The sequence below is a fragment of the Pseudomonas sp. UTLPPB19802 genome, from assembly GCF_059730225.1.
This window is the reverse complement of record NZ_AP048545.1, coordinates 6,285,212-6,304,326: the sequence shown is the minus strand read 5'-3', so window position 1 is coordinate 6,304,326 and position 19,115 is coordinate 6,285,212. Positions and strand designations below refer to the sequence as shown.

At 60.2% G+C, this 19,115-nt stretch carries 30 protein-coding genes; 17 read left to right on the top strand and 13 right to left on the bottom strand.

All coding sequences use genetic code 11. From position 1 onward, the window contains the following. Nucleotides 1-53: 53 nt before the first annotated feature. From AC6I6U_RS27470 to AC6I6U_RS27445, 6 genes are all read right to left on the bottom strand, one after another. Nucleotides 54-1,124, bottom strand: coding sequence for a hypothetical protein (locus tag AC6I6U_RS27470; RefSeq protein WP_497879121.1), 1,071 nt, complete (start codon nt 1,122-1,124; stop codon nt 54-56). Nucleotides 1,125-1,183: 59 nt separating this feature from the next. Continuing rightward, nucleotides 1,184-2,191: a nucleoid-associated protein YejK gene (gene yejK / locus AC6I6U_RS27465; RefSeq protein WP_497879120.1), complete on the bottom strand. Its 1,008-nt coding sequence runs from the start codon at nt 2,189-2,191 to the stop codon at nt 1,184-1,186. 44 nt (nt 2,192-2,235) lie between these two features. Next, on the bottom strand, nt 2,236-3,393 hold the full coding sequence (locus tag AC6I6U_RS27460) for an RNA-directed DNA polymerase (RefSeq protein WP_497879119.1): 1,158 nt from the start codon (nt 3,391-3,393) through the stop codon (nt 2,236-2,238). Between the two features lie 205 nt (nt 3,394-3,598). After that, complete coding sequence (locus AC6I6U_RS27455) at nt 3,599-3,952, bottom strand: four helix bundle protein (protein WP_497879118.1); 354 nt, start codon at nt 3,950-3,952, stop codon at nt 3,599-3,601. Between the two features lie 55 nt (nt 3,953-4,007). Then, the gene (locus tag AC6I6U_RS27450) at nt 4,008-4,595 is read right to left on the bottom strand and encodes an Lcl C-terminal domain-containing protein (RefSeq protein WP_497879117.1); all 588 of its coding nucleotides are present in this window, start codon (nt 4,593-4,595) and stop codon (nt 4,008-4,010) included. A 117-nt stretch (nt 4,596-4,712) separates the two neighbouring features. Continuing rightward, on the bottom strand, nt 4,713-5,189 hold the full coding sequence (locus AC6I6U_RS27445; protein ID WP_497879116.1) for a hypothetical protein: 477 nt from the start codon (nt 5,187-5,189) through the stop codon (nt 4,713-4,715). A gap of 113 nt (nt 5,190-5,302) precedes the next feature. Here AC6I6U_RS27445 and AC6I6U_RS27440 point away from each other — a divergent pair, with 113 nt between their 5' ends. Then, on the top strand, nt 5,303-5,524 hold the full coding sequence (locus AC6I6U_RS27440; protein ID WP_497879115.1) for a hypothetical protein: 222 nt from the start codon (nt 5,303-5,305) through the stop codon (nt 5,522-5,524). Here AC6I6U_RS27440 and AC6I6U_RS27435 read toward each other — a convergent pair. From AC6I6U_RS27435 to AC6I6U_RS27410, 6 genes are all read right to left on the bottom strand, one after another. Next, nucleotides 5,521-6,003, bottom strand: coding sequence for a hypothetical protein (locus AC6I6U_RS27435; protein WP_497879114.1), 483 nt, complete (start codon nt 6,001-6,003; stop codon nt 5,521-5,523). The two genes, AC6I6U_RS27440 and AC6I6U_RS27435, sit on opposite strands and share 4 nt — an antisense overlap. 75 nt (nt 6,004-6,078) lie before the next feature. After that, complete coding sequence (locus tag AC6I6U_RS27430; RefSeq protein ID WP_497879113.1) at nt 6,079-6,390, bottom strand: hypothetical protein; 312 nt, start codon at nt 6,388-6,390, stop codon at nt 6,079-6,081. Then, a complete protein-coding gene (locus AC6I6U_RS27425; RefSeq protein WP_497879112.1) occupies nt 6,387-6,749 on the bottom strand; it encodes a hypothetical protein in 363 nt (120 codons plus the stop codon). The genes AC6I6U_RS27430 and AC6I6U_RS27425 overlap by 4 nt, the downstream gene beginning before the upstream one ends. 696 nt (nt 6,750-7,445) lie before the next feature. Further along, nucleotides 7,446-7,931 (bottom strand): Lcl C-terminal domain-containing protein, encoded by a 486-nt coding sequence (locus AC6I6U_RS27420; RefSeq protein WP_497879111.1) that lies wholly within the window; start codon nt 7,929-7,931, stop codon nt 7,446-7,448. Between the two features lie 66 nt (nt 7,932-7,997). Next, complete coding sequence (locus tag AC6I6U_RS27415) at nt 7,998-8,123, bottom strand: hypothetical protein (RefSeq protein WP_497879110.1); 126 nt, start codon at nt 8,121-8,123, stop codon at nt 7,998-8,000. Nucleotides 8,124-8,631: 508 nt separating this feature from the next. Continuing rightward, entirely contained in the window at nt 8,632-8,889 is a 258-nt protein-coding gene (locus AC6I6U_RS27410) for a hypothetical protein (protein WP_497879109.1), read from the bottom strand. Between the two features lie 47 nt (nt 8,890-8,936). Here AC6I6U_RS27410 and AC6I6U_RS27405 point away from each other — a divergent pair, with 47 nt between their 5' ends. Then, nucleotides 8,937-9,764: a hypothetical protein gene (locus AC6I6U_RS27405; protein ID WP_497879108.1), complete on the top strand. Its 828-nt coding sequence runs from the start codon at nt 8,937-8,939 to the stop codon at nt 9,762-9,764. Between the two features lie 91 nt (nt 9,765-9,855). Here AC6I6U_RS27405 and AC6I6U_RS27400 read toward each other — a convergent pair whose 3' ends face one another. Then, complete coding sequence (locus AC6I6U_RS27400) at nt 9,856-10,620, bottom strand: S24 family peptidase (RefSeq protein WP_497879107.1); 765 nt, start codon at nt 10,618-10,620, stop codon at nt 9,856-9,858. An 88-nt stretch (nt 10,621-10,708) separates the two neighbouring features. On the opposite strand from AC6I6U_RS27400, the gene AC6I6U_RS27395 reads away from it, so the two are divergent. The 15 genes from AC6I6U_RS27395 to AC6I6U_RS27325 all read left to right on the top strand — a co-directional run bounded on the left by AC6I6U_RS27395 (nt 10,709) and on the right by AC6I6U_RS27325 (nt 18,880). Next, nucleotides 10,709-10,954, top strand: coding sequence for a hypothetical protein (locus tag AC6I6U_RS27395; RefSeq protein WP_497879106.1), 246 nt, complete (start codon nt 10,709-10,711; stop codon nt 10,952-10,954). A gap of 68 nt (nt 10,955-11,022) precedes the next feature. After that, nucleotides 11,023-11,445 carry a phage regulatory CII family protein gene (locus tag AC6I6U_RS27390; RefSeq protein ID WP_497879105.1) on the top strand — a complete coding sequence of 141 codons (423 nt, stop codon included), beginning with the start codon at nt 11,023-11,025 and terminating at the stop codon, nt 11,443-11,445. 148 nt (nt 11,446-11,593) lie between these two features. Then, nucleotides 11,594-12,259, top strand: a complete 666-nt coding sequence (locus tag AC6I6U_RS27385) for a phage antirepressor KilAC domain-containing protein (RefSeq protein ID WP_497879104.1) — start codon at nt 11,594-11,596, stop codon at nt 12,257-12,259. Nucleotide 12,260: 1 nt separating this feature from the next. Next, entirely contained in the window at nt 12,261-13,241 is a 981-nt protein-coding gene (locus AC6I6U_RS27380; protein WP_497879103.1) for a phage replication protein, read from the top strand. After that, nucleotides 13,228-14,043 (top strand): hypothetical protein, encoded by an 816-nt coding sequence (locus AC6I6U_RS27375; protein WP_497879102.1) that lies wholly within the window; start codon nt 13,228-13,230, stop codon nt 14,041-14,043. Before AC6I6U_RS27380 ends, AC6I6U_RS27375 begins: the two co-directional genes overlap by 14 nt. Beyond that, entirely contained in the window at nt 14,036-14,251 is a 216-nt protein-coding gene (locus tag AC6I6U_RS27370; RefSeq protein ID WP_497879101.1) for a hypothetical protein, read from the top strand. The genes AC6I6U_RS27375 and AC6I6U_RS27370 overlap by 8 nt, the downstream gene beginning before the upstream one ends. Beyond that, on the top strand, nt 14,248-14,679 hold the full coding sequence (locus AC6I6U_RS27365) for a VRR-NUC domain-containing protein (protein WP_497879100.1): 432 nt from the start codon (nt 14,248-14,250) through the stop codon (nt 14,677-14,679). Before AC6I6U_RS27370 ends, AC6I6U_RS27365 begins: the two co-directional genes overlap by 4 nt. Continuing rightward, on the top strand, nt 14,676-15,968 hold the full coding sequence (locus AC6I6U_RS27360; RefSeq protein WP_497879099.1) for a tyrosine-type recombinase/integrase: 1,293 nt from the start codon (nt 14,676-14,678) through the stop codon (nt 15,966-15,968). Before AC6I6U_RS27365 ends, AC6I6U_RS27360 begins: the two co-directional genes overlap by 4 nt. Next, the gene (locus AC6I6U_RS27355) at nt 15,965-16,462 is read left to right on the top strand and encodes a hypothetical protein (RefSeq protein WP_497879098.1); all 498 of its coding nucleotides are present in this window, start codon (nt 15,965-15,967) and stop codon (nt 16,460-16,462) included. The genes AC6I6U_RS27360 and AC6I6U_RS27355 overlap by 4 nt, the downstream gene beginning before the upstream one ends. Beyond that, on the top strand, nt 16,459-16,776 hold the full coding sequence (locus tag AC6I6U_RS27350) for a hypothetical protein (protein ID WP_497879097.1): 318 nt from the start codon (nt 16,459-16,461) through the stop codon (nt 16,774-16,776). Before AC6I6U_RS27355 ends, AC6I6U_RS27350 begins: the two co-directional genes overlap by 4 nt. An 11-nt stretch (nt 16,777-16,787) precedes the next feature. Continuing rightward, nucleotides 16,788-17,366: a hypothetical protein gene (locus AC6I6U_RS27345; RefSeq protein WP_497879096.1), complete on the top strand. Its 579-nt coding sequence runs from the start codon at nt 16,788-16,790 to the stop codon at nt 17,364-17,366. Next, a complete protein-coding gene (locus AC6I6U_RS27340) occupies nt 17,363-17,968 on the top strand; it encodes a phage holin family protein (RefSeq protein ID WP_497879095.1) in 606 nt (201 codons plus the stop codon). The genes AC6I6U_RS27345 and AC6I6U_RS27340 overlap by 4 nt, the downstream gene beginning before the upstream one ends. A gap of 19 nt (nt 17,969-17,987) precedes the next feature. Then, nucleotides 17,988-18,251: a hypothetical protein gene (locus tag AC6I6U_RS27335; RefSeq protein ID WP_497879094.1), complete on the top strand. Its 264-nt coding sequence runs from the start codon at nt 17,988-17,990 to the stop codon at nt 18,249-18,251. Nucleotides 18,252-18,323: 72 nt separating this feature from the next. After that, entirely contained in the window at nt 18,324-18,503 is a 180-nt protein-coding gene (locus AC6I6U_RS27330; protein WP_497879093.1) for a hypothetical protein, read from the top strand. Next, on the top strand, nt 18,494-18,880 hold the full coding sequence (locus AC6I6U_RS27325; RefSeq protein WP_497879092.1) for an HNH endonuclease: 387 nt from the start codon (nt 18,494-18,496) through the stop codon (nt 18,878-18,880). The genes AC6I6U_RS27330 and AC6I6U_RS27325 overlap by 10 nt, the downstream gene beginning before the upstream one ends. The last annotated feature ends 235 nt before the right edge of the window (nt 18,881-19,115 follow it).

Here is a 19,115-nt window from a genome sequence, read left to right as displayed (position 1 = left end):
GGCGGCGTTCATCGTTTTAGAGGGGGAGGGAGCTGGCGGGCAGCGCCGGAGGATCAGGCAGCGTTTCGAACCGGTACTGCGCGGAGGTGGTCTTTCTCGTCGGCATCGCCTAGGTAGGGCTTCAGCTCTGCGCGGGTGTACTTGCCAGCCTTGTTCGTGTCGCTGGTGTAGCCGCTGTAGTTCGGGCCGAAGTAGGCCCCGCCGTGGCGATCCGTCCAGATCATGAAGAGCGATTCTTGAGGTGGGAACAGGATTTTCTTCAAGGTCTCGGCGCGCTTGAAGTCCATCCGCGCAGCCGCTGCCGACATAAGTGACTCCAGTCGTTTGCGTCGCAGCCACTCATTGCGTTTGCGGCGCAGTTCGCCAGGGTTTACGGTCCAGATCTCGCAGTTGGCAACGTTGGTGTAGTCGTATCGGGATGTGATCACCCACCACATCTGACCGCTGTTGTAGTAGGCGGTGCCAGGTAGCACGCGGCCTTTCCGATCGCAGATCCAGACCTTCTGCCCGTGCTGCAGTAGCTCGCCATCCTTCGACTTATAGCTGTGTTTCGGGGCAACGAAGTCAACCAGGCGGCCCTTGTTTAGATGCGATGCATGGTGCCGCTCCACCTGTTCTAAGGCAGTGCTGATTCCAGGGCCCATACCCCTAAGGTCAGCGGGGGTGAACTTGTAGTCGGTGAAAACAGCGCACAGGTAGTCGCGGATTTTGCGGCGGGTACGCTCCATCTCCAGGCGCATGACGTAGGGCATGTGGAACTCTTTGTTGGACTGATAACGCCCGCCAAGGTCTGGGCGATCTGGAGCGTTCACGTTCTGGAACATCTCGAAAGTGATCGAACGACCGCTAACCTTCAGGTCAGCCTTCAAATCGCCCTTGCTGCACCACCGCATGCCGTGGGCAATGCACTTGTAGTTCTTCTCGGCATCGAGATCTGGGCCTACAGTCCAGCCCAGCCGGTTTAGGGTCTGGATGATGCGCTTGAAAACCTCACGCTTGAACTGTTTTTCCCAGGCGTCGGCTCCGCGAACACCGCCAGCATCGCGAGCAGCGGATATGCCTTCTTCCCAGATAGACAGGCGAGCGTCGCCGAACGAGAGATTACCTTTGCGTTGAATCTGCATTTTGAATGCTCCATGCATGCGCCGCCTGCGCTGGCCGGCGGGGGAAGGTGATGTGGTGCTTACGCGGTAGCGCGCTTGAGCTGGTCGATCAGCGGGGTGGGCAGGCCGGTCAGTAGCAGGCTGCCGGCCTCGGCGTCGAACTCGACCTTGTTGCCCAGCAGGTGCTGCTCGAAGCTGATCGACAAGCCTTCGACGCGGCCGGTGAAGCGCCGGAATTGGTTGATCGTCTTCTTGTCCGCAGGAATCTCCGGCGACAGGCCGTAGTCCTTGTTCCGGATGAACTCGGCGAAGTTGGCCGGGCGGTCCTCGTCCAGCAGGGCGGAAAGCTCGTTCAGGCTCACAGCGGCACCGAGCTTGCCCTGAGCCGAGGCGTAATCAACCAGGGCCTGGGTCTTCTCGCGGGCGTCGTCTTCGGCCAGGTCCTCGCTCTCCACGAAGTCGCTGAAGGCCTTGAGCAGGGTACGGGTTTCGCCGGCGGCGTCGATGCCCTCGGTCACCCCGATGAAGTCTCGGAAGTATGCGGTGGCGCGGCGAGCGCCCTTCGGCTTGATGAACGAGATGTACTGCCGCGATGCCGGGTTGTTCTTCCACTCGCTCAGGTTGATGCGGGCAGCGAAGGAGAGGGCGCTGGTGTCGAGGTGGCGGGACACCGCGACTGTGAGGTCGTGGGCGATGGCCACCGTCTCAACCTGTTGCAGGATCGCGATCGACAGGTAGTCGGTCATCCCCTGCCTGAAGTGGGCGAACAGGACGTGGCCGCCGGTGGAGAGATTCGATTCCTCCAGCAGCTTGGTCAGGTGCTCGGCCGCGGTCCTGGTGAACTCCACAAAGCCCAGTTCGTCAGCGGTGAACTTGCTCAGCCAGCCGCTGAACGGGTACGCGCCGGATTCGGCGTGAAAAAATCCCCAGGCCTTGCCCTGCTTGGCGTTGTAGTTGCCGTTCAGATCGAACAGCAGGTTGTCCATCGCCGGGCTGTCCGGCAATTTGTGGTTGGCCAGGTGGAGCACCGCCGGGCTGCCGTCCGGCTTCTTGTCGATCTGGTGGATTACCGCGTTGAGAATGGGCATGGGGTTTCCTCCGGCGCCTGGTCGGCATGGTGGGGGCTGAGGGGTTATCGTTTCGGGTAGGTCTTGGTCAGTTCGCCGTTGACGACATGCCCGCGGCGAAGCACGAGGTTCGCCAGTGCGGCTCGGTCTTTCTGGCTGTGACTGGCCTGAGTGAGCAGGCCGAAGTAGCTGTTGGCTGTCTCGCGCAGGTTCTCAGTGGGTACTGCGGCAACCCGCTTCACTGCATGGGCGACTGAGCGCTTTCGCGTTGTCCGGCGGTGCGGTTTGATGACGTGCCCGACGAAGTCGACGCCGCGGTCGATTGGCTGCAGGATCGTCTTCTTCGGATTGAGCTTTGCGCCCAGGGTCGGCAGGAACTGCTCAATCTGCCGGTGCCACTCGTTGAGCTGCTGGGGTGACTCATGCAGCAGCACGAAGTCGTCGACGTACCGTATGTAGTGCTTCACCTTTAGGGTGTGTTTGCAGAACTGGTCGAGCGTATCCAGGTAGATGTTCGCGAAGAACTGCGACGACAGGTTGCCGATCGGCAGGCCGAGGTGGGCTGGCTGAGCGGTGAGGCGCTTGTGCTGCGGTACGCGGTTGAACAGGTGTCGCGGGCTGCGGGTCTCGCAATCCTCACGCGGGTCGTGCATCAGGATCGTCAGGGCCAGTTCCCGCCACCACGGTTCGGCGATTCGCCTGGTCAACTGCCGGGCCAGGACTCGCTTGTCGATCGCCACGAAGAAATTGGCGAGGTCGCACTTCAGATAGAAGCCCGGTACGGTCCAGTTCTGCGTCTGGCTGCGGATCTTCGCTTCAAGGCGCTTTGCTGCGTACAGCGTGCCGCGCCCAGGGATGCAAGCGCAACTGTCCGCTACGAAGCTGCTTTCGATCTGTGCGCCGATGTGGTTGTAGAGCAGGTGATGGACGATGCGGTCCCTGAACTCGGCAGCCCAAACCTCGCGGGCTTTCGGTCTTGTGACGACGAAACAAATTGATCGGCCTGGCCGGTAAGTGCCGGAAACCAGGTCTTCGTAAAGCTCCAGCAAGTTGATCTCCATGTCCTGCTCGTACCGTAGGGCGCTCGCGGTGTTCCGCTTGCGCCGCCGGCAGTCGTAGTAGGCCTGTACGAGACTCTCGAACTGAAAGGGTGCAACACTCAAATCTGCGGACGGGGCGCACGAGACGCTCGAAGGTCTTGACGTTGTCGTTGAGCCAGCCATCTTCGAAGTCCACGGAGTAGGCGCGGTCGGCTGAGTACTGCGACCTGTCGTGCTATCTACGTCGCCGGGGCGACTGCTCATCCCGGAAACTGCGCTGGACCAACACGGATGCTTTAGACCGGTGGTATCCATTGGTGCGCATGGCGGTGGCCGAATGGCCAGCGGCACGACCAGATTTAGCGCTCAGGCAGGAGGGCCGTGACCCTCAAGCAGCGGGCGCGGTTGCGTTCTTTTTCCAGGCATTGGCCTGACGGCCAACTGAAGCTGTCAACTTCATTGCCCTGGCATGCTGCCCGTGGCTGATCATTCCTTTGTTGGTCAGCGCACGAAGCAGGTAGTTGAGCATCCAGATGCTTTCGAGGAGGTTGTTCAGGTGAGGGCGCTTGTCCCGCGACATGTTGGCCCTTCCGATCAGCACAAGGGCTTGCAGGCACTCATCCCTGATCTTTGCCCCAACAACCTGTTTGAGATCGCGGGGAATATTGCGTACCAGGTCGAGCGCCAGGCCGAGAAGCTCCTCGGCGGTTTTGTGAATCTCAAGCTCCGTGTGAATGGCCATCCTGGCCTCCTAAAAGCGAGGGCGCCGAGGCGCCCAGGAATGAATAACTGAATGATCAGAAGTATTTTCTGCGGACGGGGCGCACGAGACGCTCGAAGGTCTCGACGTAGTCGCCGAGCCAGCCATCTTCGAAGTCCACGGAGTAGGCGCGGTCGGCTGAGTACTGCGTGCTCGTCCAGTGGTAGGCCTTGCTGAACACTTCCGGAACCGTGATCTCCAGGAACTGAGCCTCACGCCGCGACATCAGGTAGAAGTCACTGTGACCATCACGTTCAAACGCAGAGCAGAACTGGGCGGCGGGGTAGTTGCCATCGGTCTCCACCAGGTCTGCGGTGTTAGTCATTCCGTCGTGCGAACTGTTCGCTCCATCGAGCTCATCGCCGTACCCGCCGAATACATGCTTCGCTTCGGCATCGGCGCCGGTTGGCACGATCAGGTAGTAGGGCTTGCCGTTACCTGGGTACAGACCGCCGTTCACGCCTCCTTCGCCCGGCCAGGGCTGGCCGATAGCAGGGACGCCAGCTTCATTCGCTGCCGGCGTGATGCCGATCGACAGGCTGGCCAGCTTGAGCACCACCTGTTCATCCGGGCTACTGATCATCAGGTCGCCGCGGGTGTAGGTCGTCAGTTGATTCGCTTGCATAGAATTCTCCTGAGGAAATAGGTTGCAGGCGGCCGGCACTGCCCGGCACGTTTCTGGTCTGATCGCCGTCCTGACGAACCCGGAATCGCCTGCGATGAAAAGCATTGAAGGGGTGAATTACTGGATGATGAGGCTGCGGACGGGGCGCACGAGACGCTCGTTGGTCTTGTCGTTGGTGAGGAGCCAGCCATCTTCGAAGTCCATGGTGTAGGCGAGGTTGGCTGAGTAGTGCGTGCTCAGCCAGTGCCAGCGATCCTCGCGCAGCTCAATCAGGCCTTCGGCCTTGGCAGCCATCAGCAACTGGCCCTGCAGGCAGGACGGGATGAATGCATCCAGCTCCAGGGCTTGCCTGGCGATCACGCTGCCAGCCTCAGCCATTGCGCGGGTGTTCGCTTCGCCGTCGACGTAGGAGGTGGCACCGGTAACGTCCTGGCCGTACTCGCCATATTCACCGGAAAGCTCGTTGTCGAGCAGCACAAGAACGTGCTCATGATCGCCGAGCCAGTAGCGGGTGACGAACTTTCCGCCGGCAAGTGGTTGGCCGCGAGCAGGGAGGTCGGCGGCAGCTACGGTCTTCTGGGTTGCTTGGGTCATTGGTATCTCCAGGGTGAGCGCCGGCCTGCCGAGGATTCGGCATGGTGGCAATTTGTAAGTGGCTGGGGTATCAAAGGAGACCGGCATGCGGCCGGCTCAAAAGGAGCTTGAAAATGGTTATCAGCAGCGAGTTCACAGAGGGTCAGATCCACGTGGTGCTTACGCAATCGCCAGCGGGTGGATGGGACATTGAATCTGTTCAGGTCTGTGGCCGGCAGGCTGTTCAGCGTCGAAGGGGGGAGTTCGCGTCCGAGGCTGAAGCCAAGGCAGCGGCTCTTGCCAAGGCAGAAGCCTTTGCAAAAGAGGCTGGCGTTGATACTGGTCTCGACCGCTAAGGCGAGGCTTCTTCCTCAAGGGCCAGGATGTGCGCTTCGCGAATCCCGGCCCTCCTGATTTTTTGCGCCACGCTTTCGCTTACAGTGATTTCGTGGCGCATCGTTTTGACGTACGGGGCTGATCCGGCTGGGCCCTGGCGGTGGGCGGCCAGGATCAATAGTTCAATTGTCCGCTTCTCCGGCATGTCACCGGACAGGTCGGCCAGCCGCTGGCGCGGGCCTGGCCGGATGTAGTGCCGGACTCTGCCGGACTTGCCAGCGGCGAACTCGAAGCCGGCGACCTCCGGAAACTCAGCGGGTCGAGCATTCAGGATGAGGTTCTGCACAGCTTCGCTGCGCTCGCTGATCCCGTGCCAGGCCTGCAGTTCCGCCAGCATCTCCTCGATGCCCGGGCGAACCGTGTGCCGCAACTCCACTTCCCCCAGGGCCTTGCGCCTGGCTGCCGTGCTCTCGTCGCGTTGCTGCTGCGTTGCTGCCATGTGCTGCTCCGGCTTCCGGCGCCAGGTCCGGCCACGCCTGGCGTCGGCGCTGGCGCACTTTGTTGCTGATGCGCTTCATTGCTCGCTGAACCTGAAGCCGTTTTCCTGGGCGATCAGCAGCGCGCGTTTCACGTTCATGCTGAGCAGCCTGGCGGTGGCCGCGGCGGTATGGCCCGCCTCCGCCATCTTGCGCACCTTCGGCGCATCCTTGTCGCGTTGGGCACGCAACCGCTGGTGATGTCCGCCGATGCCGTTGGTTGGAGTATCAACGCCGACGCCGATCGGTATGGGCTGAACCTTTCCGCCGGCGGCGAAGAACCGGTCGATTTGCCGGTTGAGATCGTCAGCCAGCGCCCGGCGCGGGTCTGGTATCGGGGCGCCGATCATGGCCGGGCACCGTAGAACGCGAATACCGCAAGCACGCAGGCGGTAACGATGGTCCAGCGCAGCAGCAGGCTGAAGAAGCGCCGGCCTGTTGCTCGAGCTGCACTCAACAACTGCGCGTTCTGTTCGAGATCCTGGGCGAACTGGCAGGCGCTGGCATGTCCGGAGCGTGCGCCGCGGGAGCTGCCGGTTGCGCGGTCGATGATATCGAACGTGTTCTTGCCCAGCGGCACAACGTTGAAGCGCGGCGGGTTGGCCGGGGCCGGTCGGCCGATCTTCTGGTACATCTCGGCGGTGGACAGGGTCATGCGGTCACGCAGAACTTGCAGAACGGCCTGTTTCTGGCGAATGGTCTGGTTCATGTCGATTCCTTCATTGTCGGGTTGCAGCTACTCGTCAGCACTCTCGCGTCCTCGCTGTTTGCCGGTGGGCGAGAGGAGGAGAGTGCTGGCGAGTAACGGCAGGCGAAAAAAAGCCCGAGTTGCCCCGGGCTTTTCTGTGGCTCACACAGACCTCCCTATGTGCGCCTTGGCCGCCCATGGGCGGTTCACTGCAACGGCTATTTCTTCATGGCGGATGCTCCTGATATCGCTCACTGGGTTGGCAGTGTCCACCGGAAAAGGTCCCATGCAACGGGCGCGCTGCTGGCGACCGCCCGTTGGTGTTGCGTCAGGTTTTCTTGTGCGCTGTGGTTGGCCGCCGCTTTTGCGGTGATGCGCGGTCACATCTCTGGCCCGGTTTCCGCTGCCTGCCGTGGTCTGTAGTCGCGGCCTTCAGGCTTGCCGCAATCCCGAGGTGACGCCGTTACTGGTGCATTGGTGAAAATCCTCCGCGCGGGAGAGTGGGGGTCGATGCAGGGGGCCGGCTTGATCCGGTGTGTACTCGTCCGCATCGACGGTGCGATCTGTACTACATGCAGGGGGCCGGTCTGGCCGGCGTGTGATCATCCGCATTGGCGAACCCTGTGGCGTGGCGACCAACCACCCAACGACAGGTGCCACAGGGCTCGCCAATGCGCCCTCTTTCGAGGGCTGCCTGCAGTTAATTGAATAAATGAATCACTGAAGGAATCTGCGGACGGGGCGCACGAGACGCTCGTGGCTCTTGCCGGTGTCGTTGAGCCAGCCAGCTCCGAAGCCCATGAAGTAGGCGGTGTTGGCTGAGAACTGCGATGACGACCAGTAGTACCAATCAGTTGCGAAAGACTCCGACGCGAACTGCCAGCCGTGGTGCAGCTCTCCAATGGATGGGAGATAGAAGTCGGCGTGGCCGTCTGCGGTGTAGCCAGAGGCAGCAATAGCTGCATGGTGCTTGCCGTCACGGATGATCAGGGCGGCGGTGTTCGAGCGGCCATCGGCGCGACTGTCGGCGCCTTCGACCTTGTCGCCGTACGAACCCCACTCGTGGCGACCTGGTACGTCTTCAGCAGCGTAGATGACGTGGCAGAGGCCTTCTGGGTACTGGCGGACGCCGCCGTAGATGCCACCCTGGCCGGGCCAGATTTCACCGATTGCGGGTGGAGTCAGTTTCTGTTGTGCGGTCATTTTGATGCTCCTGTGTCGGGTTGATTTCCCGTCTGACCCTCGTTGGAAGGCCAGCCAGTGAAATCCTCAGGCGCGGCGCATCAGTTCAAGGATCAGCGCTTTCTCGTAGCCCGGAACGAGGCAGTTGCAGGTGTTGTTGATGCGGTCGGACTTCACGGCTACGCGGGCTTTTCTGAATTGCTTGCGGTTCATGCTGTGGTTCTCCAGTGGTTTCCCAGATGCCACTCATGGAATGGCACCTGGTGAAACCCCGGACCCGCTACTGGCGACGGCCCGGGTTTGTTGCGTAAGCAATGTCCGCTGCGCTCTGCCACCGACAGCTTTGCGCTTCATGTGTTCGGCCTTGAGCTTCCCTCGTATCGCGCGTCAGTCGGAGTCAGCGTGATGGTCACCGGGTTCAGGTATTCGCTACGCAACAGTCAACTGCAGCTCGGTGGCGCAGAAATCTAGGGCAGTTCGTCGCGGGGTGCCGGTCCGTTTTCCGGCTGGACTTGCTACTTCATTGGCAGGGTCCTCCTGTTGGTTGATCGCTGCTCGTGCTTTGCCAGGCACCTACGCCCGTTCTGAGGGCATCCCGGCAGGGAGCATCTGCAACGCAGCCCTCCATCCGCTTCCCGTGGCCCGGCCTATATTCCTGCCGTGCTGACGTTCCGCCTGACTTCGAGCTGGCCAGTTCCAGAGCTGGCATGGGGATCGAAATTTATTGCTCGCGCTGTACCGTTGCCGGGATCGATCCGCGAGGTTCCATGACTGTTAAAGAGCGGCGCAGCTTTCGCTGCTGGCCAGGAAGCGTGTGTACTGGCTTGAGGTGAAATTTATCTACACGATAAATTTGTGTCAATATCATTTTGATAAATTTATCCCGATTTCTAATTTCGTGTTTATCGGAGGCTTTCTGCAGGGTGATAAATTTCCAGAAACCTCCTTCCTGGCAGGGCTTGTGTCGGGTCGTCTTCATGCTGGCGCTTTGATAGAGTCGACAGATCACACAGGGAGGTCTGACCGATGAAGAAAGTGGCTTTCGCGGTATCTATTGGGTTGGCCCTGGTTGGTTGCGGAGATGCCGATAGAAATCGGGCTGAAAAGCTTCAAGGGGAGGTACGGAAGCTGCAGTCCGAAAACCTCCAGCTCAAGGCAGAACTGGAGCTTGAAAAGAATGGTGTCCAGCGACTGTTGGCGAGAGCAAACGACGCGAGGTCATCAGGAGACAATGCCTCGGCCAAGGCGGCTCTGACTGACCTGGTCCGACGCTATCCGGAAACATCTGAGGCGTTAACGGCAAAGGCGCTACTAGCGGTAATATCTCAAGAGGAAAAGACTACGGAGCTTGAAAGGCAAGCGTCTGAGGACAAAAAGCGTCAGGAAGCTAAAGCAACAGCGGAAAGGCTGGACAAGAACCTCAAAAAAGATACAGACGAGATCAAGGGAATTGTCTGGGTTTCCCACAAGTCGACCCCAACCCGTGAAAACCAGCTGTCGTTGTACTTTGGCAAAAAGGAGGGGAGTCCCAGAGCGCTGCCTCTGCGGCTTAAACTCCAGTATCACTCGTCAAGCTGGCTGTTCGTAACAGGGGTGACCATCAAGGCCGATGATCAGACGTTCGAAATGGGATCTCTGGAGTTTGAGAGAGATCATTCCTATGGCGGAGTTTGGGAATGGTCAGACACTGTGGCGAGTGACTTGGCAATGCTAAGAAAGATATCCGAAGCAAAGAAGGTAACCATCCGATTTGAAGGTCGCCAGTACTATCATGACTTCATTTTGCCAGAATCACAGAAGCAGGCCATTAAGGATGTGATTCTTGCGTGGGAGCGATACGGCGGAAAAGTATGATTTGCTGGCCACGATGGGAGGCAAGGACAATCTCCTTGCCGAAACTTTGCCCATCCTGCTGATTCCGTTTTACTTGATCTACTGGGGGCACTTAGAAAAAAGACGCACCCCAGAAAACACGCCCTATGATCGTGATCTCTTCCGCGACTAATTCGTCTGCTGTGTACTCTTCATCAGGGTGCTCGTCACGATTGAAGCTACGCAGGCGCAACCCCCCACGGGCCAGGCGATAGAGTTGCTTCACGCGTACGTGCCCAGCATGACTGAGTGCATACATCTTACCGTCGATAACATCAGACACCTTGTTTTTTCCGCGATCGACTGCAACTGTTCCCCCGTTTTGCAGCACTGGCTCCATTGAGTTTCCTGAGATTGAGACGCATACGGCCTGGTCAGGTTGAACCCCAAGGTTCCGAACCGTGTACTTACCGAAACGCAGCTTTCTAGTGCCACTTACCTCGATCACTGTCTTTCCGCCTCCTGCGGAGAGCTCAACTTCCTTCAGGAAAGGAAGCTCAATTTCATCATCATCTAGAGGCGTGTCATCAGCCCATTGATCGATACCTTCGGACTCAATCTGAGCATTTGGTACCACTTGCCTTTTGCTTTCGATTTCTTGGTGGTGCTGGTCAAGCCAGCCATGGGGAAGGCCTGTCGCTTCCTCAATCTTCCTTGCTAGCTGATTGCCCAGGTTCCGCTTGGGGTTGGGCGATACGATTAGGCTGATGACGGACGGCGCAGTGCCGCATGCCGAGGCAAATTCAGCCTGTGTAGGGAAGCGAGCAGCCAGGGCTCGCAGGTTTTCTCGTCGAATCGTGTTCATATCCATATGTGAATGATCGCCGCTTTTATCCATGTGATAAATAATCTTCCTGATAAATGATCAGTTGCCTGCCGTTTGTCTTTCAGATAAATTTCGTTTATCTCCCAGAAAGGCAAAGACAATGAAAAAACCCATTCCTGAGATGCAGGCCTGGCTTTCCGAAGCCAGCGCCGACGAGAGACAGCGCGTGGCCGAAGCGTCGGGAATATCGGTCGGCTATCTGTGGCTGATCGCTGGAGGGCACCGCAAACCATCCGAGACTGTTGCTGTGAGTCTCCACAAAGCGACCTCCGGGCGCGTATCGGCCTTCTCGTTTTTTCCGAAACTAGCCGCGATCGCGGCAAGCACTAGCAAGCAGTCTGCTTGAAGCCGGTGAGAAACATTTTGCAATGCGTGATGGCACGCAGCCACTGAAACAAAAATGAGGTTTTACGAATGGACGAATTTCTGCGGGCCTGCCAGAGCGCGGTCCTCGACAACGAAGCGAAGGTGCTGGCCGGCCAGATGGGTGTGCCACACGTGAGCCTGCTGCAGCGCGCCAACCCGGACAATGATGCGCACCACCTGACAATCGAGCACCTGTTCGGGATTCTGCTGCATACACAGGACATGCGCCCATTGGCGGCTCTCGCTGACCAGTTCGGTTTCGAGCTCGTGGCGAAAACTGCGCCGGCGCCGAAGGCACTCACCGCTTCGATGATGCACGTCGGCAAAGAGATCGCTGACCTGACCCTGGCCGTGCATACGGCGCTCGAGGACGGCCACGTCAGCCAGATCGAGAAGCAGGCAATTCGGAAGGAGATCGAACACGTCCGCCGTGAGCTGGGCGTCATGGAGGAATCGGTAAAGGTCGCCTGAATCGCAGGCACAAAAAAGCCGGCGTGAGAGGCCGGCTGATTCGTTAAAACTGAGGAGTTTCATTATGCACAGAGCAGCCGCTCCAATCAATACGGCTGAGTGTGCGCCACGTTCTGTTTATCCAGTAAACGTGGCGCACATACAGACGATGTCTTCCCGCGAGATCGCGGAACTCACCGGCAGCACACACGACAACGTGCTGAAGACCATTCGCGCGCTGGTAGCCAAGGGTGTCGTTTCTGGAAACGAGACCCCATACCGTCATCCGCAGAACGGCCAGACCTACCGCGAGTACCTGCTGACCCAGCGCGACACCCTGGTGGTCGTGTCCGGGTACAGCGTCGAGCTGCGAGCCCGGATCATCGATCGCTGGCAAGAACTGGAAGGCCGGCAGGCCGCCCAGCCCACGGTCCCGCAGACATATGTCGAGGCCCTTCGGCTGGCGGCCGACCAGGCCGAGCAGAACCTGCAACTCCAGCACGTCATCGAGAGGCAGGCCCCGAAGGTTGCTGCGATCCAGCGCCTGGCGGCCGCCGGCGGCGCGATCTGCATCACGGATGCTGCCAAACAGTTGCAGATGCAGCCTTCGAAGTTGTTCGCCTGGATGTCGGCGAATCGGTGGATCTACCGGCGCGACGGCTCAACGCGATGGATCGCCTATCAACCCCGCATCGCCAGCGGGTATCTCATTCACAAAGTCACCGAGCTGAAGCCCAACCCGGATACGGGTGTGGAGCGAGCGGCGTTTCAGCCGCTGGTGACACCAAAGGGCCTGGCTCGTTTGGCAGAGCTCCTCCAAGGCGAGAACCTCTAACATGCAGTTTACAGTGACCGTTAACCAGGTGAAGGCGCTGGAGTGGGGGCTGAATTCTCAGCAGGCCCTGCTGTTCGCCTTTGTCTACGGCTGTCCGAGCTGGGCAAAGCCAGTGAAGACCGATAACGGGATATTCTTCGCGCTCAGCAAGGCGAAGATTGTCGAAGAGCTGCCGCTGCTCACGGACAAGCCAGACACCGCATACCGAATGCTCAAGGCGTTGGATGATGCCGGGCTTATCGAACTTTCCAGCACATCAAACATCACGCTATTTCGTCTGACTGAGAAGGCGGCAGAGTGGAATAGAAAAGTGGATGGGTCGGAAAAATATCCGACCCCTGATGCGATCGATGGTCGGAAAAAAATCCGATCCACCTCGGAAAAATCTCCGAGCAAGATCGGAGAAAAATCCGAGGACGGGTCGGAAAAATCTCCGACAAATCAGGATACCAATAATCAGGGTACCAATCAGGTAACCAGTAATCAGGATTTGCAGGACGGCTCGGGCAAGCCGACCTGCTCCCCGAGCTTGGTGCTGGTGGTTGATCACGCCGAGGCCCCACGGGTCGAGATCCCGGCCGACATGCCCGGACCAAAAGACCAGTCCTGCAAAACCTTCAAGGCCTGGGCCAACTACGCCATGGCTTACCGCAAGCGCTACGGCACCTGGCCAGTCTGGAATGCCAAGGCCGGCGGGCAACTTGGCCAACTGGTTGACCGCCTCGGTGTCGATGTCGCTCACCACGTCGCCGCGCACTTCCTGAAAACCAGTGACGCCGCCGTGCTGCGCAAGTGCCACAGTCTCAACGAGCTGCTGGCCAACGCCGAGAGCTACCACACCCAGTGGATGACCGGTCAGCGCATCAACGGAACAACCGCCCGCCAGATGGAGCGTACTGAGGCGAACCTGTCCGCGGCAGAACAGGCCGCCCAACTGGTCCTGGCCAAGCGCAAAGCAGGTGACCGCAATGAATACCTTTGAAATGAACGACCAGCAGGTCGCCGGGCTGGCAGCCGCCATCTGCGCGACCGCCGAGGCCATGGGGCAGGAAATGAACCCGGGTACTGCGGCGATGATGGCCGAAGACCTTTGCGCCTACCCGGTGCTCGTTGTCAAAGCCGCGCTGAAGGCCTGCCGATTCGAGGTGAAGGGTAAGCTGGCCATGATTGACATCCTGCAGCGTGTTCAGGCGTCCGATGGCCGGCCGGGCAAGGACGAGGCCTGGGCGATCGCCATGACCACCAACGACGAATTCGAAACCGTGGTGCTGACCGATGAGATCCAACTGGCCCTGGCTGCTGCCAAGCCTGTGCTCGACGCCGGCGACAAGGTCGGCGCCCGGATGGCGTTCATCAGCGCCTACGAGCGCTTCGTTACCCAAGCCCGTGCAGATGCCAAGCCGGTGAGCTGGCACGTGTCTGTCGGGTTCGACGCCACCCGCCGGGTCCAAGCCATCACCCGAGCCGTGCAGATGCAACGAATCCCGCAGGAGCACGGCCAGAAGTACTTGGCAGACATGAATATTGCGCAGGTCACTGAAGATGGCCGTGCCATCGCCGGCCTGCTGACTGGGGCGGTCACCCGACCCGAGCCGAATCTCCGGGAGAAACTGGCAAAGGTGAAGGAATCAATGCAGGAGATGCGCCAGGCAAGCGCAGAAAAGAAACTCGAAATGCAGATCGCTGCGGCAAACGACCTTGCCGAACGCCGAGCGATGCTGGTCAATCAGGCCCAAGGCCTAGCGTCCGGTCCGAGCAGTATGGGGGGCCCTCGACATGGATAACCAGCGCCTGGCACCAACGAACCCGGCAGATTACCGCTACGCGGTGCACTGCTGCTCCTACAAGCTGGACCTCGGCAGCGAGCCAGATCGGGCGGTTGCACTGTTTGATGATTCGGTGGCTGCTGTACGTTTCGGCGGATCGATGTGGCCGAGTACCTTCGAGGTGATCGATCTGTCCACCGGCGAGAATATCGGAGGTGGTGCATGAAGGCGTTCTCCATCAAACCATTCAGGCCCAGGGTGGCCCGGGCCAAGCCGGTGGACCGGGAGGGGCTGGAGCAGGCTGCGCTGATGCAGGAGCTGGAACTCACGCTGCCAGTGGTTTTTGAGCTGATCTATCACGTTCCAAACGGTGGCCACCGGCACAAGGCCACGGCTGCGCGCCTGAAAGGACAAGGCGTGAAGGCCGGCATACCGGATCTGGTTCTGCCGATGGCGCGCGGCGGGTACTTCGGGCTGTACATCGAGTTCAAGGCCACCCCACCGAACGACGCCGAGGTCTCGGCCAGCCAACACGCCCGCATCCGGATGCTCAACGAGCAGGGCTACCTGGCGATCGTGTGCCGTGGGCACTTTGATGCCATGGAGCAGATCCGGGCCTACGTGCGGCTCCCGAACACAATGGTGGCAGCATGATCCAGACACTCGTTGTTTCGTTCTCGGACGCCGAGCTTCGGCGCCGGGCAGAAGATCCCGCCGCGGTGCTGCTGCGCGACCCACGTCACCCAGGCCTGCGCTTTCGGTTCACCGAGTCGCGTCCGCGCGGTTCCTGGTACCTGCTGGTGCGCCGGCAGTGGCGAAAGATCGGTGCATACCCGGAGCAGGGCGTGAAGGCCGTGGTGACCGCGCTGCCAGACATTCGCCAGCGCCTGCTGGAGGACGGCAAGGCCGCTGTGTCCGGCTGGGAGACGGTGGGCGACCTGCTGAACTGGTTCGCCGATCGCCTGGAGCGCAACCGGAGCCTGTCGACCAAGCGCCGGGCCACCGCCAAGTCAGCCATTGCCTGCCACCTGATGCCGCGTGTGGGCGCGCTGCTGATCGCCGACGTCAGCCGTAGCTCGCTGGACACCCAGCTCATCTGGCCGATGCAGGAAACCCTGTCGCTCGAGTACGTGCGCTTGGTGTTCGGCCTGCTCGTGGACGCCTTCCGAAAGGCCCACGGCCTGGGCATGATCCCGAGCAACCCGCTGGCCGGCATCCGCTTCAGCGACTTCACCAAGGCCAGGATCAGGGCCCGGGCGGCCCGGCTGCGTGGGGTGCAGATTGGTGAACTGCTCGAGCAACTGGCCCAGGTGATCGCCGAGGAGCCGGCGGACGCAATGCTGGCGCTGCTGATGCTGTGCCACGGCAACCGCGTCGGCGAAACCCGGATGGCGCAGTGGGCGCATGTCAGCCTGGCGGTGCGCAACTGGCACATCCCGGCCGAGAACACGAAAACCCGGGCCGAGCACTCCCTGCCGCTGACCGACCAGGTGTGCGGCCTGCTGGCCTGGTACCGGAACGAGCAGCGGGAGCGCGGCTACACCGGGCAATACCTGTTCCCAGCGAAGGCCGGCCGGTGCATCAGCGAGAAGCAGGCGGCCGACGTGTTCACGCGGCTGGGCCAGGGCCAATGGACAAGCCACGACCTGCGCAAGCTGGCCAGGACCTGCTGGGCAGAGCAGGGCATCGACTTCCTGATTGGCGAGCTGCTGATCAATCACGCGATGGGCCACAACGTGCAGGCCTACATCCAGACCACCGCCGAGGAGCGCAAGCGTGCAGCCCTGGAGCAGTGGCACGCCTTTCTAGACACCCAGGGTTTCGACGTTATCCATGGTGTGAAGGAGGCTAGAAACGCAGATTCCGATAATTGCCTGAAAGCCGCGCCGTACGAGGCTTGCGACGTGATTCAGGAAACAACCATAGGCGAGGATTCCAAATGAGCGAAAAGACCGAAAAAGCGGTGCTGGCTGCCACCGTCGATGCCGCCGGGCCTCGACTCGAAGTGTCGGTGGTGGGCTGGAATCAGTTCACCCTGGACGTCGCGGAACTGAAGCAGCTGGCTGACCGCGTGCTGAATGATCGCCGGTTCTGCGGGGACGAGAATCACAAAGCACTGGCTGATGGCGTCCTGGCCCTGATCGCCGAGAGCGAGCGTTTGGAGGTCGACAACGGCAGCTTGCGTGGTAGCACCAAGCGCATGGGTGAAGACGCTTCGAAGATGCAGAAGCAGGCGCGCAAGCTCCAGCGCGAGGCGGAAAGGCTAAAGGTCGAGAACGAGGCGCTGCGCAAGGATGCGGAGCGGTATCGCTTCGTTCGCAACCCGATAGGTACCAGTTCACCTTTGGCTATCTGGAACGAGGGGAAGATGCCTTTGTTCAGTGGCATGGCGGATGCGGTAGTTGATGAGTTCATGGGCAAGGAGGTGCTGGCGTGACCAAAAGCCACGGCCCGGCATTCCGCAAGCAGGTGATCGATATGGTCCGGTGCCCAGTCTGCCGCGGCAAAGCGGTCACCAAGGGGGTCTTCCACGACCTGGACTGCATGAACTGCAACGCCAGTGGCTGGGTCGAGGCTGGCACCGGTGAAGCTCTGCCGCTGGAGTATCTGGTGACCCAGCTCAGCCTCAAGCTGCAGGCAGCTCACCGGCAGATTGAACAATTGAACAGAGCCTCGGCCGGCGGGCCGGAGGCCTACTACGAGCAGAACAACCGACGCGGCCCGGGCGGCACGAACTACACCGGGGATTGAGGGGAAAGGACATGATCTATAGCAGCGTACTCTCGGCGGTCGTGTCTGCCCTGGCGGCAGAAGCGATCGACAATACCAACAAGCAGGCCTGGCAGAAGCTCTACGTGCCGGGTAGTGAAGACGGCCACGACATGGCAACCCTGAGTCGCTCAGTAGAGCGTGGGGATATTAGCCGCATGGATGCCGACTGTTGGGTGTTCGCGCGCTTGCACAGCCAGCTAAAACCTCGGCACTGGGATGTGCTGGTGGCCAAGTACAGCACGCATAAGGGGCGCAAGGTGCAGTCAATCGGGCGCCTGTGCCCTTTGGTTTCTTCTCATGCGCCGGCGCTCTTCATCAGCGGTGCCGTCACTGCCTGGGCCATTCCCAAGATGAAAGGGGCAGAGGGGAAGCGCTCAAGCGACATCATTGTGCTGCCGGCAGAGTTCTATGACATCAACCGTTGGGACCCTGAAGCCCGCCCCGAGCGAACCCGGCGTCGCTGGAAAAGGGGTATTGAGGATGCGCTTGATTTGATGGTCAATGAAGCGCTGGTGGAGGCGGGCGCGATCTTGGACTACGAAGGCCTGGCTCTGGAAAATGCCGCTTGACATCAAATGGCCGCATGGCCGAATATTTCTCCATCCTGTCATTCCTGCGCGTTGCAGAGGATCGACAATCGAAAGCCCAGCCGTTGCGCTGGGCTTTCTCGTTTATGCAGATGAGTGCCATGGCTGAATGGCAGATTGCGGCGCTCGCTCCCACTAGGCCCGCTGAAATAGAACGAGAGGGAGCCAGCCGGGTACGCACCGGCCGTCTGCACCAATTCCAAGCCCTGGCAATTGCCGGGGCTTTTTCATTTGCGCTCCCCTCAACGGGAAGAACCGAGATGCCGAACATGCCAGAGAAAGACCCATCGTTCTGGGTGTTGGTACTGACTGCCCTTCGTGATAACGGATTGGCCATGGGCCTCACGTTTGTCTTGACCTGGCTTCGCATTCAGTACGACGCCAAGGGAGCCAGCCCGTGGCGCCAGTTCATCGAGGCTGCGCTGGGCGCACTGATTGTGATGGTGGTCGGTCTGGTGGTGAAGGAGCTGGGGTTCAGTATCGCCTGGTCGTTCGCCACCGCCGGCTTCATTGGTGTGCTTGGTGTCGAACAGGCACGCAAACTCGGCAAGCGTTGGGCAGAGCGCAAGGTTGAGGAGGTTTGACCTTGCGCCACGTTTTCGAATGCGCCATTTCGTGGCGCGCACGGTGGACATCATGCCAAGGGCGAAGCAGCCATACACGCCATGCAAGCTTTATGTCGATGGAGCTGATGGCATCGCTGTCGGTGACTACATCACCACTGCTGCCGGGTCGGCCTACTTGGTGCAGACACTGCGGGTGAGTCGCACCAGGCCTGAGCGCAAGCACGTGGACTGCCTGCGCTGGCCGATTGCCGAAGTGCCTTCAGATGCTAGGTGCTACCAGTTGACCTGGTACAAACGATGAGGAGTGGGCCCATGGCCTGCACTGGATGCGCCGCCCGGCGCGAGTGGATCAATAAGTGGATGAGGGTAGCCCGTGAGCGAGCAAGCAATCTCTTTGCTGCAGCAGATACTGGAGCAGCAGCAACGGCTGACCGTCCTTCTGGAGACGATCGCCGGCCAGAACCTGGCGCTAATCGAAGCTCTGGCGGATGAAGGCGGTGCTGATCCTGGTGCGCCTCCAGAGACCTACCTGAGCGGCGCCCCATGCCGCTGAGGCCGCAGCGTCCATGCCGGGCCTCAGGCTGTCGTGCACTGCATCGCAATGCCTCGGGCTACTGCGATGCTCATGCCGACCAGGTCAAGAGCCTTGCACGGGAGAAGCCTCGCGAGAGCTCGACCTCAAGGGGATACGGGTACAAGTGGCAGCAGGCAAGGGCCGGATACCTGGCAAAGCATCCGCTGTGCATCAGGTGCCAGGCGCGCGGGCTTGTGGTGGCGGCCACCGATGTGGATCACGTCGTGCCGCACAAGGGCGACATGGCGCTGTTCTGGGATCGATCGAACTGGCAGGCCTTGTGTGGTCCGTGCCACTCGAAGAAGACGGCATCGGAGGATGGCGGGTTCGGCAATGCTCGACGCGAGATTTTATAGCGCTATAAAAATCTTATTTTTCTAAGAAATTTTTCATGACGAGGGCTGTAGGAATCCTCGGTGTTGGGGTGGCGCACCGGTTTGGTGCGTATTTCCAGTCGGATCGCGCGGAATCGGCCAGAAATGGTGAAAATGAGAATATTTCTCGTTAATGGGGAGGGGGAGGGTCAAAAGTTCAGGCCCTTCCGCTTCTAGACCGCGCCCCCAGTCATTTTTTTACACCCGCGAAATATAA

Coding starts and splice junctions, on each gene's coding strand:
- AC6I6U_RS27380 (WP_497879103.1), top strand. CDS start 12,261: ATGCAGTTTACAGTGACCGTTAACCAGGTGAAGGCGCTGGAGTGGGGG.
- AC6I6U_RS27435 (WP_497879114.1), bottom strand. CDS start 6,003: ATGGCAGCAACGCAGCAGCAACGCGACGAGAGCACGGCAGCCAGGCGC.
- AC6I6U_RS27410 (WP_497879109.1), bottom strand. CDS start 8,889: ATGAAGACGACCCGACACAAGCCCTGCCAGGAAGGAGGTTTCTGGAAA.
- AC6I6U_RS27390 (WP_497879105.1), top strand. CDS start 11,023: ATGGACGAATTTCTGCGGGCCTGCCAGAGCGCGGTCCTCGACAACGAA.
- AC6I6U_RS27445 (WP_497879116.1), bottom strand. CDS start 5,189: ATGACCCAAGCAACCCAGAAGACCGTAGCTGCCGCCGACCTCCCTGCT.
- AC6I6U_RS27415 (WP_497879110.1), bottom strand. CDS start 8,123: ATGAACCGCAAGCAATTCAGAAAAGCCCGCGTAGCCGTGAAGTCCGAC.
- yejK (WP_497879120.1), bottom strand. CDS start 2,191: ATGCCCATTCTCAACGCGGTAATCCACCAGATCGACAAGAAGCCGGAC.
- AC6I6U_RS27365 (WP_497879100.1), top strand. CDS start 14,248: ATGAAGGCGTTCTCCATCAAACCATTCAGGCCCAGGGTGGCCCGGGCC.
- AC6I6U_RS27375 (WP_497879102.1), top strand. CDS start 13,228: ATGAATACCTTTGAAATGAACGACCAGCAGGTCGCCGGGCTGGCAGCC.
- AC6I6U_RS27325 (WP_497879092.1), top strand. CDS start 18,494: ATGCCGCTGAGGCCGCAGCGTCCATGCCGGGCCTCAGGCTGTCGTGCA.
- AC6I6U_RS27395 (WP_497879106.1), top strand. CDS start 10,709: ATGAAAAAACCCATTCCTGAGATGCAGGCCTGGCTTTCCGAAGCCAGC.
- AC6I6U_RS27470 (WP_497879121.1), bottom strand. CDS start 1,124: ATGCAGATTCAACGCAAAGGTAATCTCTCGTTCGGCGACGCTCGCCTG.
- AC6I6U_RS27460 (WP_497879119.1), bottom strand. CDS start 3,393: ATGGCTGGCTCAACGACAACGTCAAGACCTTCGAGCGTCTCGTGCGCC.
- AC6I6U_RS27430 (WP_497879113.1), bottom strand. CDS start 6,390: ATGATCGGCGCCCCGATACCAGACCCGCGCCGGGCGCTGGCTGACGAT.
- AC6I6U_RS27405 (WP_497879108.1), top strand. CDS start 8,937: ATGAAGAAAGTGGCTTTCGCGGTATCTATTGGGTTGGCCCTGGTTGGT.
- AC6I6U_RS27385 (WP_497879104.1), top strand. CDS start 11,594: ATGTCTTCCCGCGAGATCGCGGAACTCACCGGCAGCACACACGACAAC.
- AC6I6U_RS27455 (WP_497879118.1), bottom strand. CDS start 3,952: ATGGCCATTCACACGGAGCTTGAGATTCACAAAACCGCCGAGGAGCTT.
- AC6I6U_RS27425 (WP_497879112.1), bottom strand. CDS start 6,749: ATGAACCAGACCATTCGCCAGAAACAGGCCGTTCTGCAAGTTCTGCGT.
- AC6I6U_RS27420 (WP_497879111.1), bottom strand. CDS start 7,931: ATGACCGCACAACAGAAACTGACTCCACCCGCAATCGGTGAAATCTGG.
- AC6I6U_RS27450 (WP_497879117.1), bottom strand. CDS start 4,595: ATGCAAGCGAATCAACTGACGACCTACACCCGCGGCGACCTGATGATC.
- AC6I6U_RS27400 (WP_497879107.1), bottom strand. CDS start 10,620: ATGGATAAAAGCGGCGATCATTCACATATGGATATGAACACGATTCGA.
- AC6I6U_RS27370 (WP_497879101.1), top strand. CDS start 14,036: ATGGATAACCAGCGCCTGGCACCAACGAACCCGGCAGATTACCGCTAC.
- AC6I6U_RS27440 (WP_497879115.1), top strand. CDS start 5,303: ATGGTTATCAGCAGCGAGTTCACAGAGGGTCAGATCCACGTGGTGCTT.
- AC6I6U_RS27335 (WP_497879094.1), top strand. CDS start 17,988: ATGCGCCATTTCGTGGCGCGCACGGTGGACATCATGCCAAGGGCGAAG.
- AC6I6U_RS27355 (WP_497879098.1), top strand. CDS start 15,965: ATGAGCGAAAAGACCGAAAAAGCGGTGCTGGCTGCCACCGTCGATGCC.
- AC6I6U_RS27345 (WP_497879096.1), top strand. CDS start 16,788: ATGATCTATAGCAGCGTACTCTCGGCGGTCGTGTCTGCCCTGGCGGCA.
- AC6I6U_RS27360 (WP_497879099.1), top strand. CDS start 14,676: ATGATCCAGACACTCGTTGTTTCGTTCTCGGACGCCGAGCTTCGGCGC.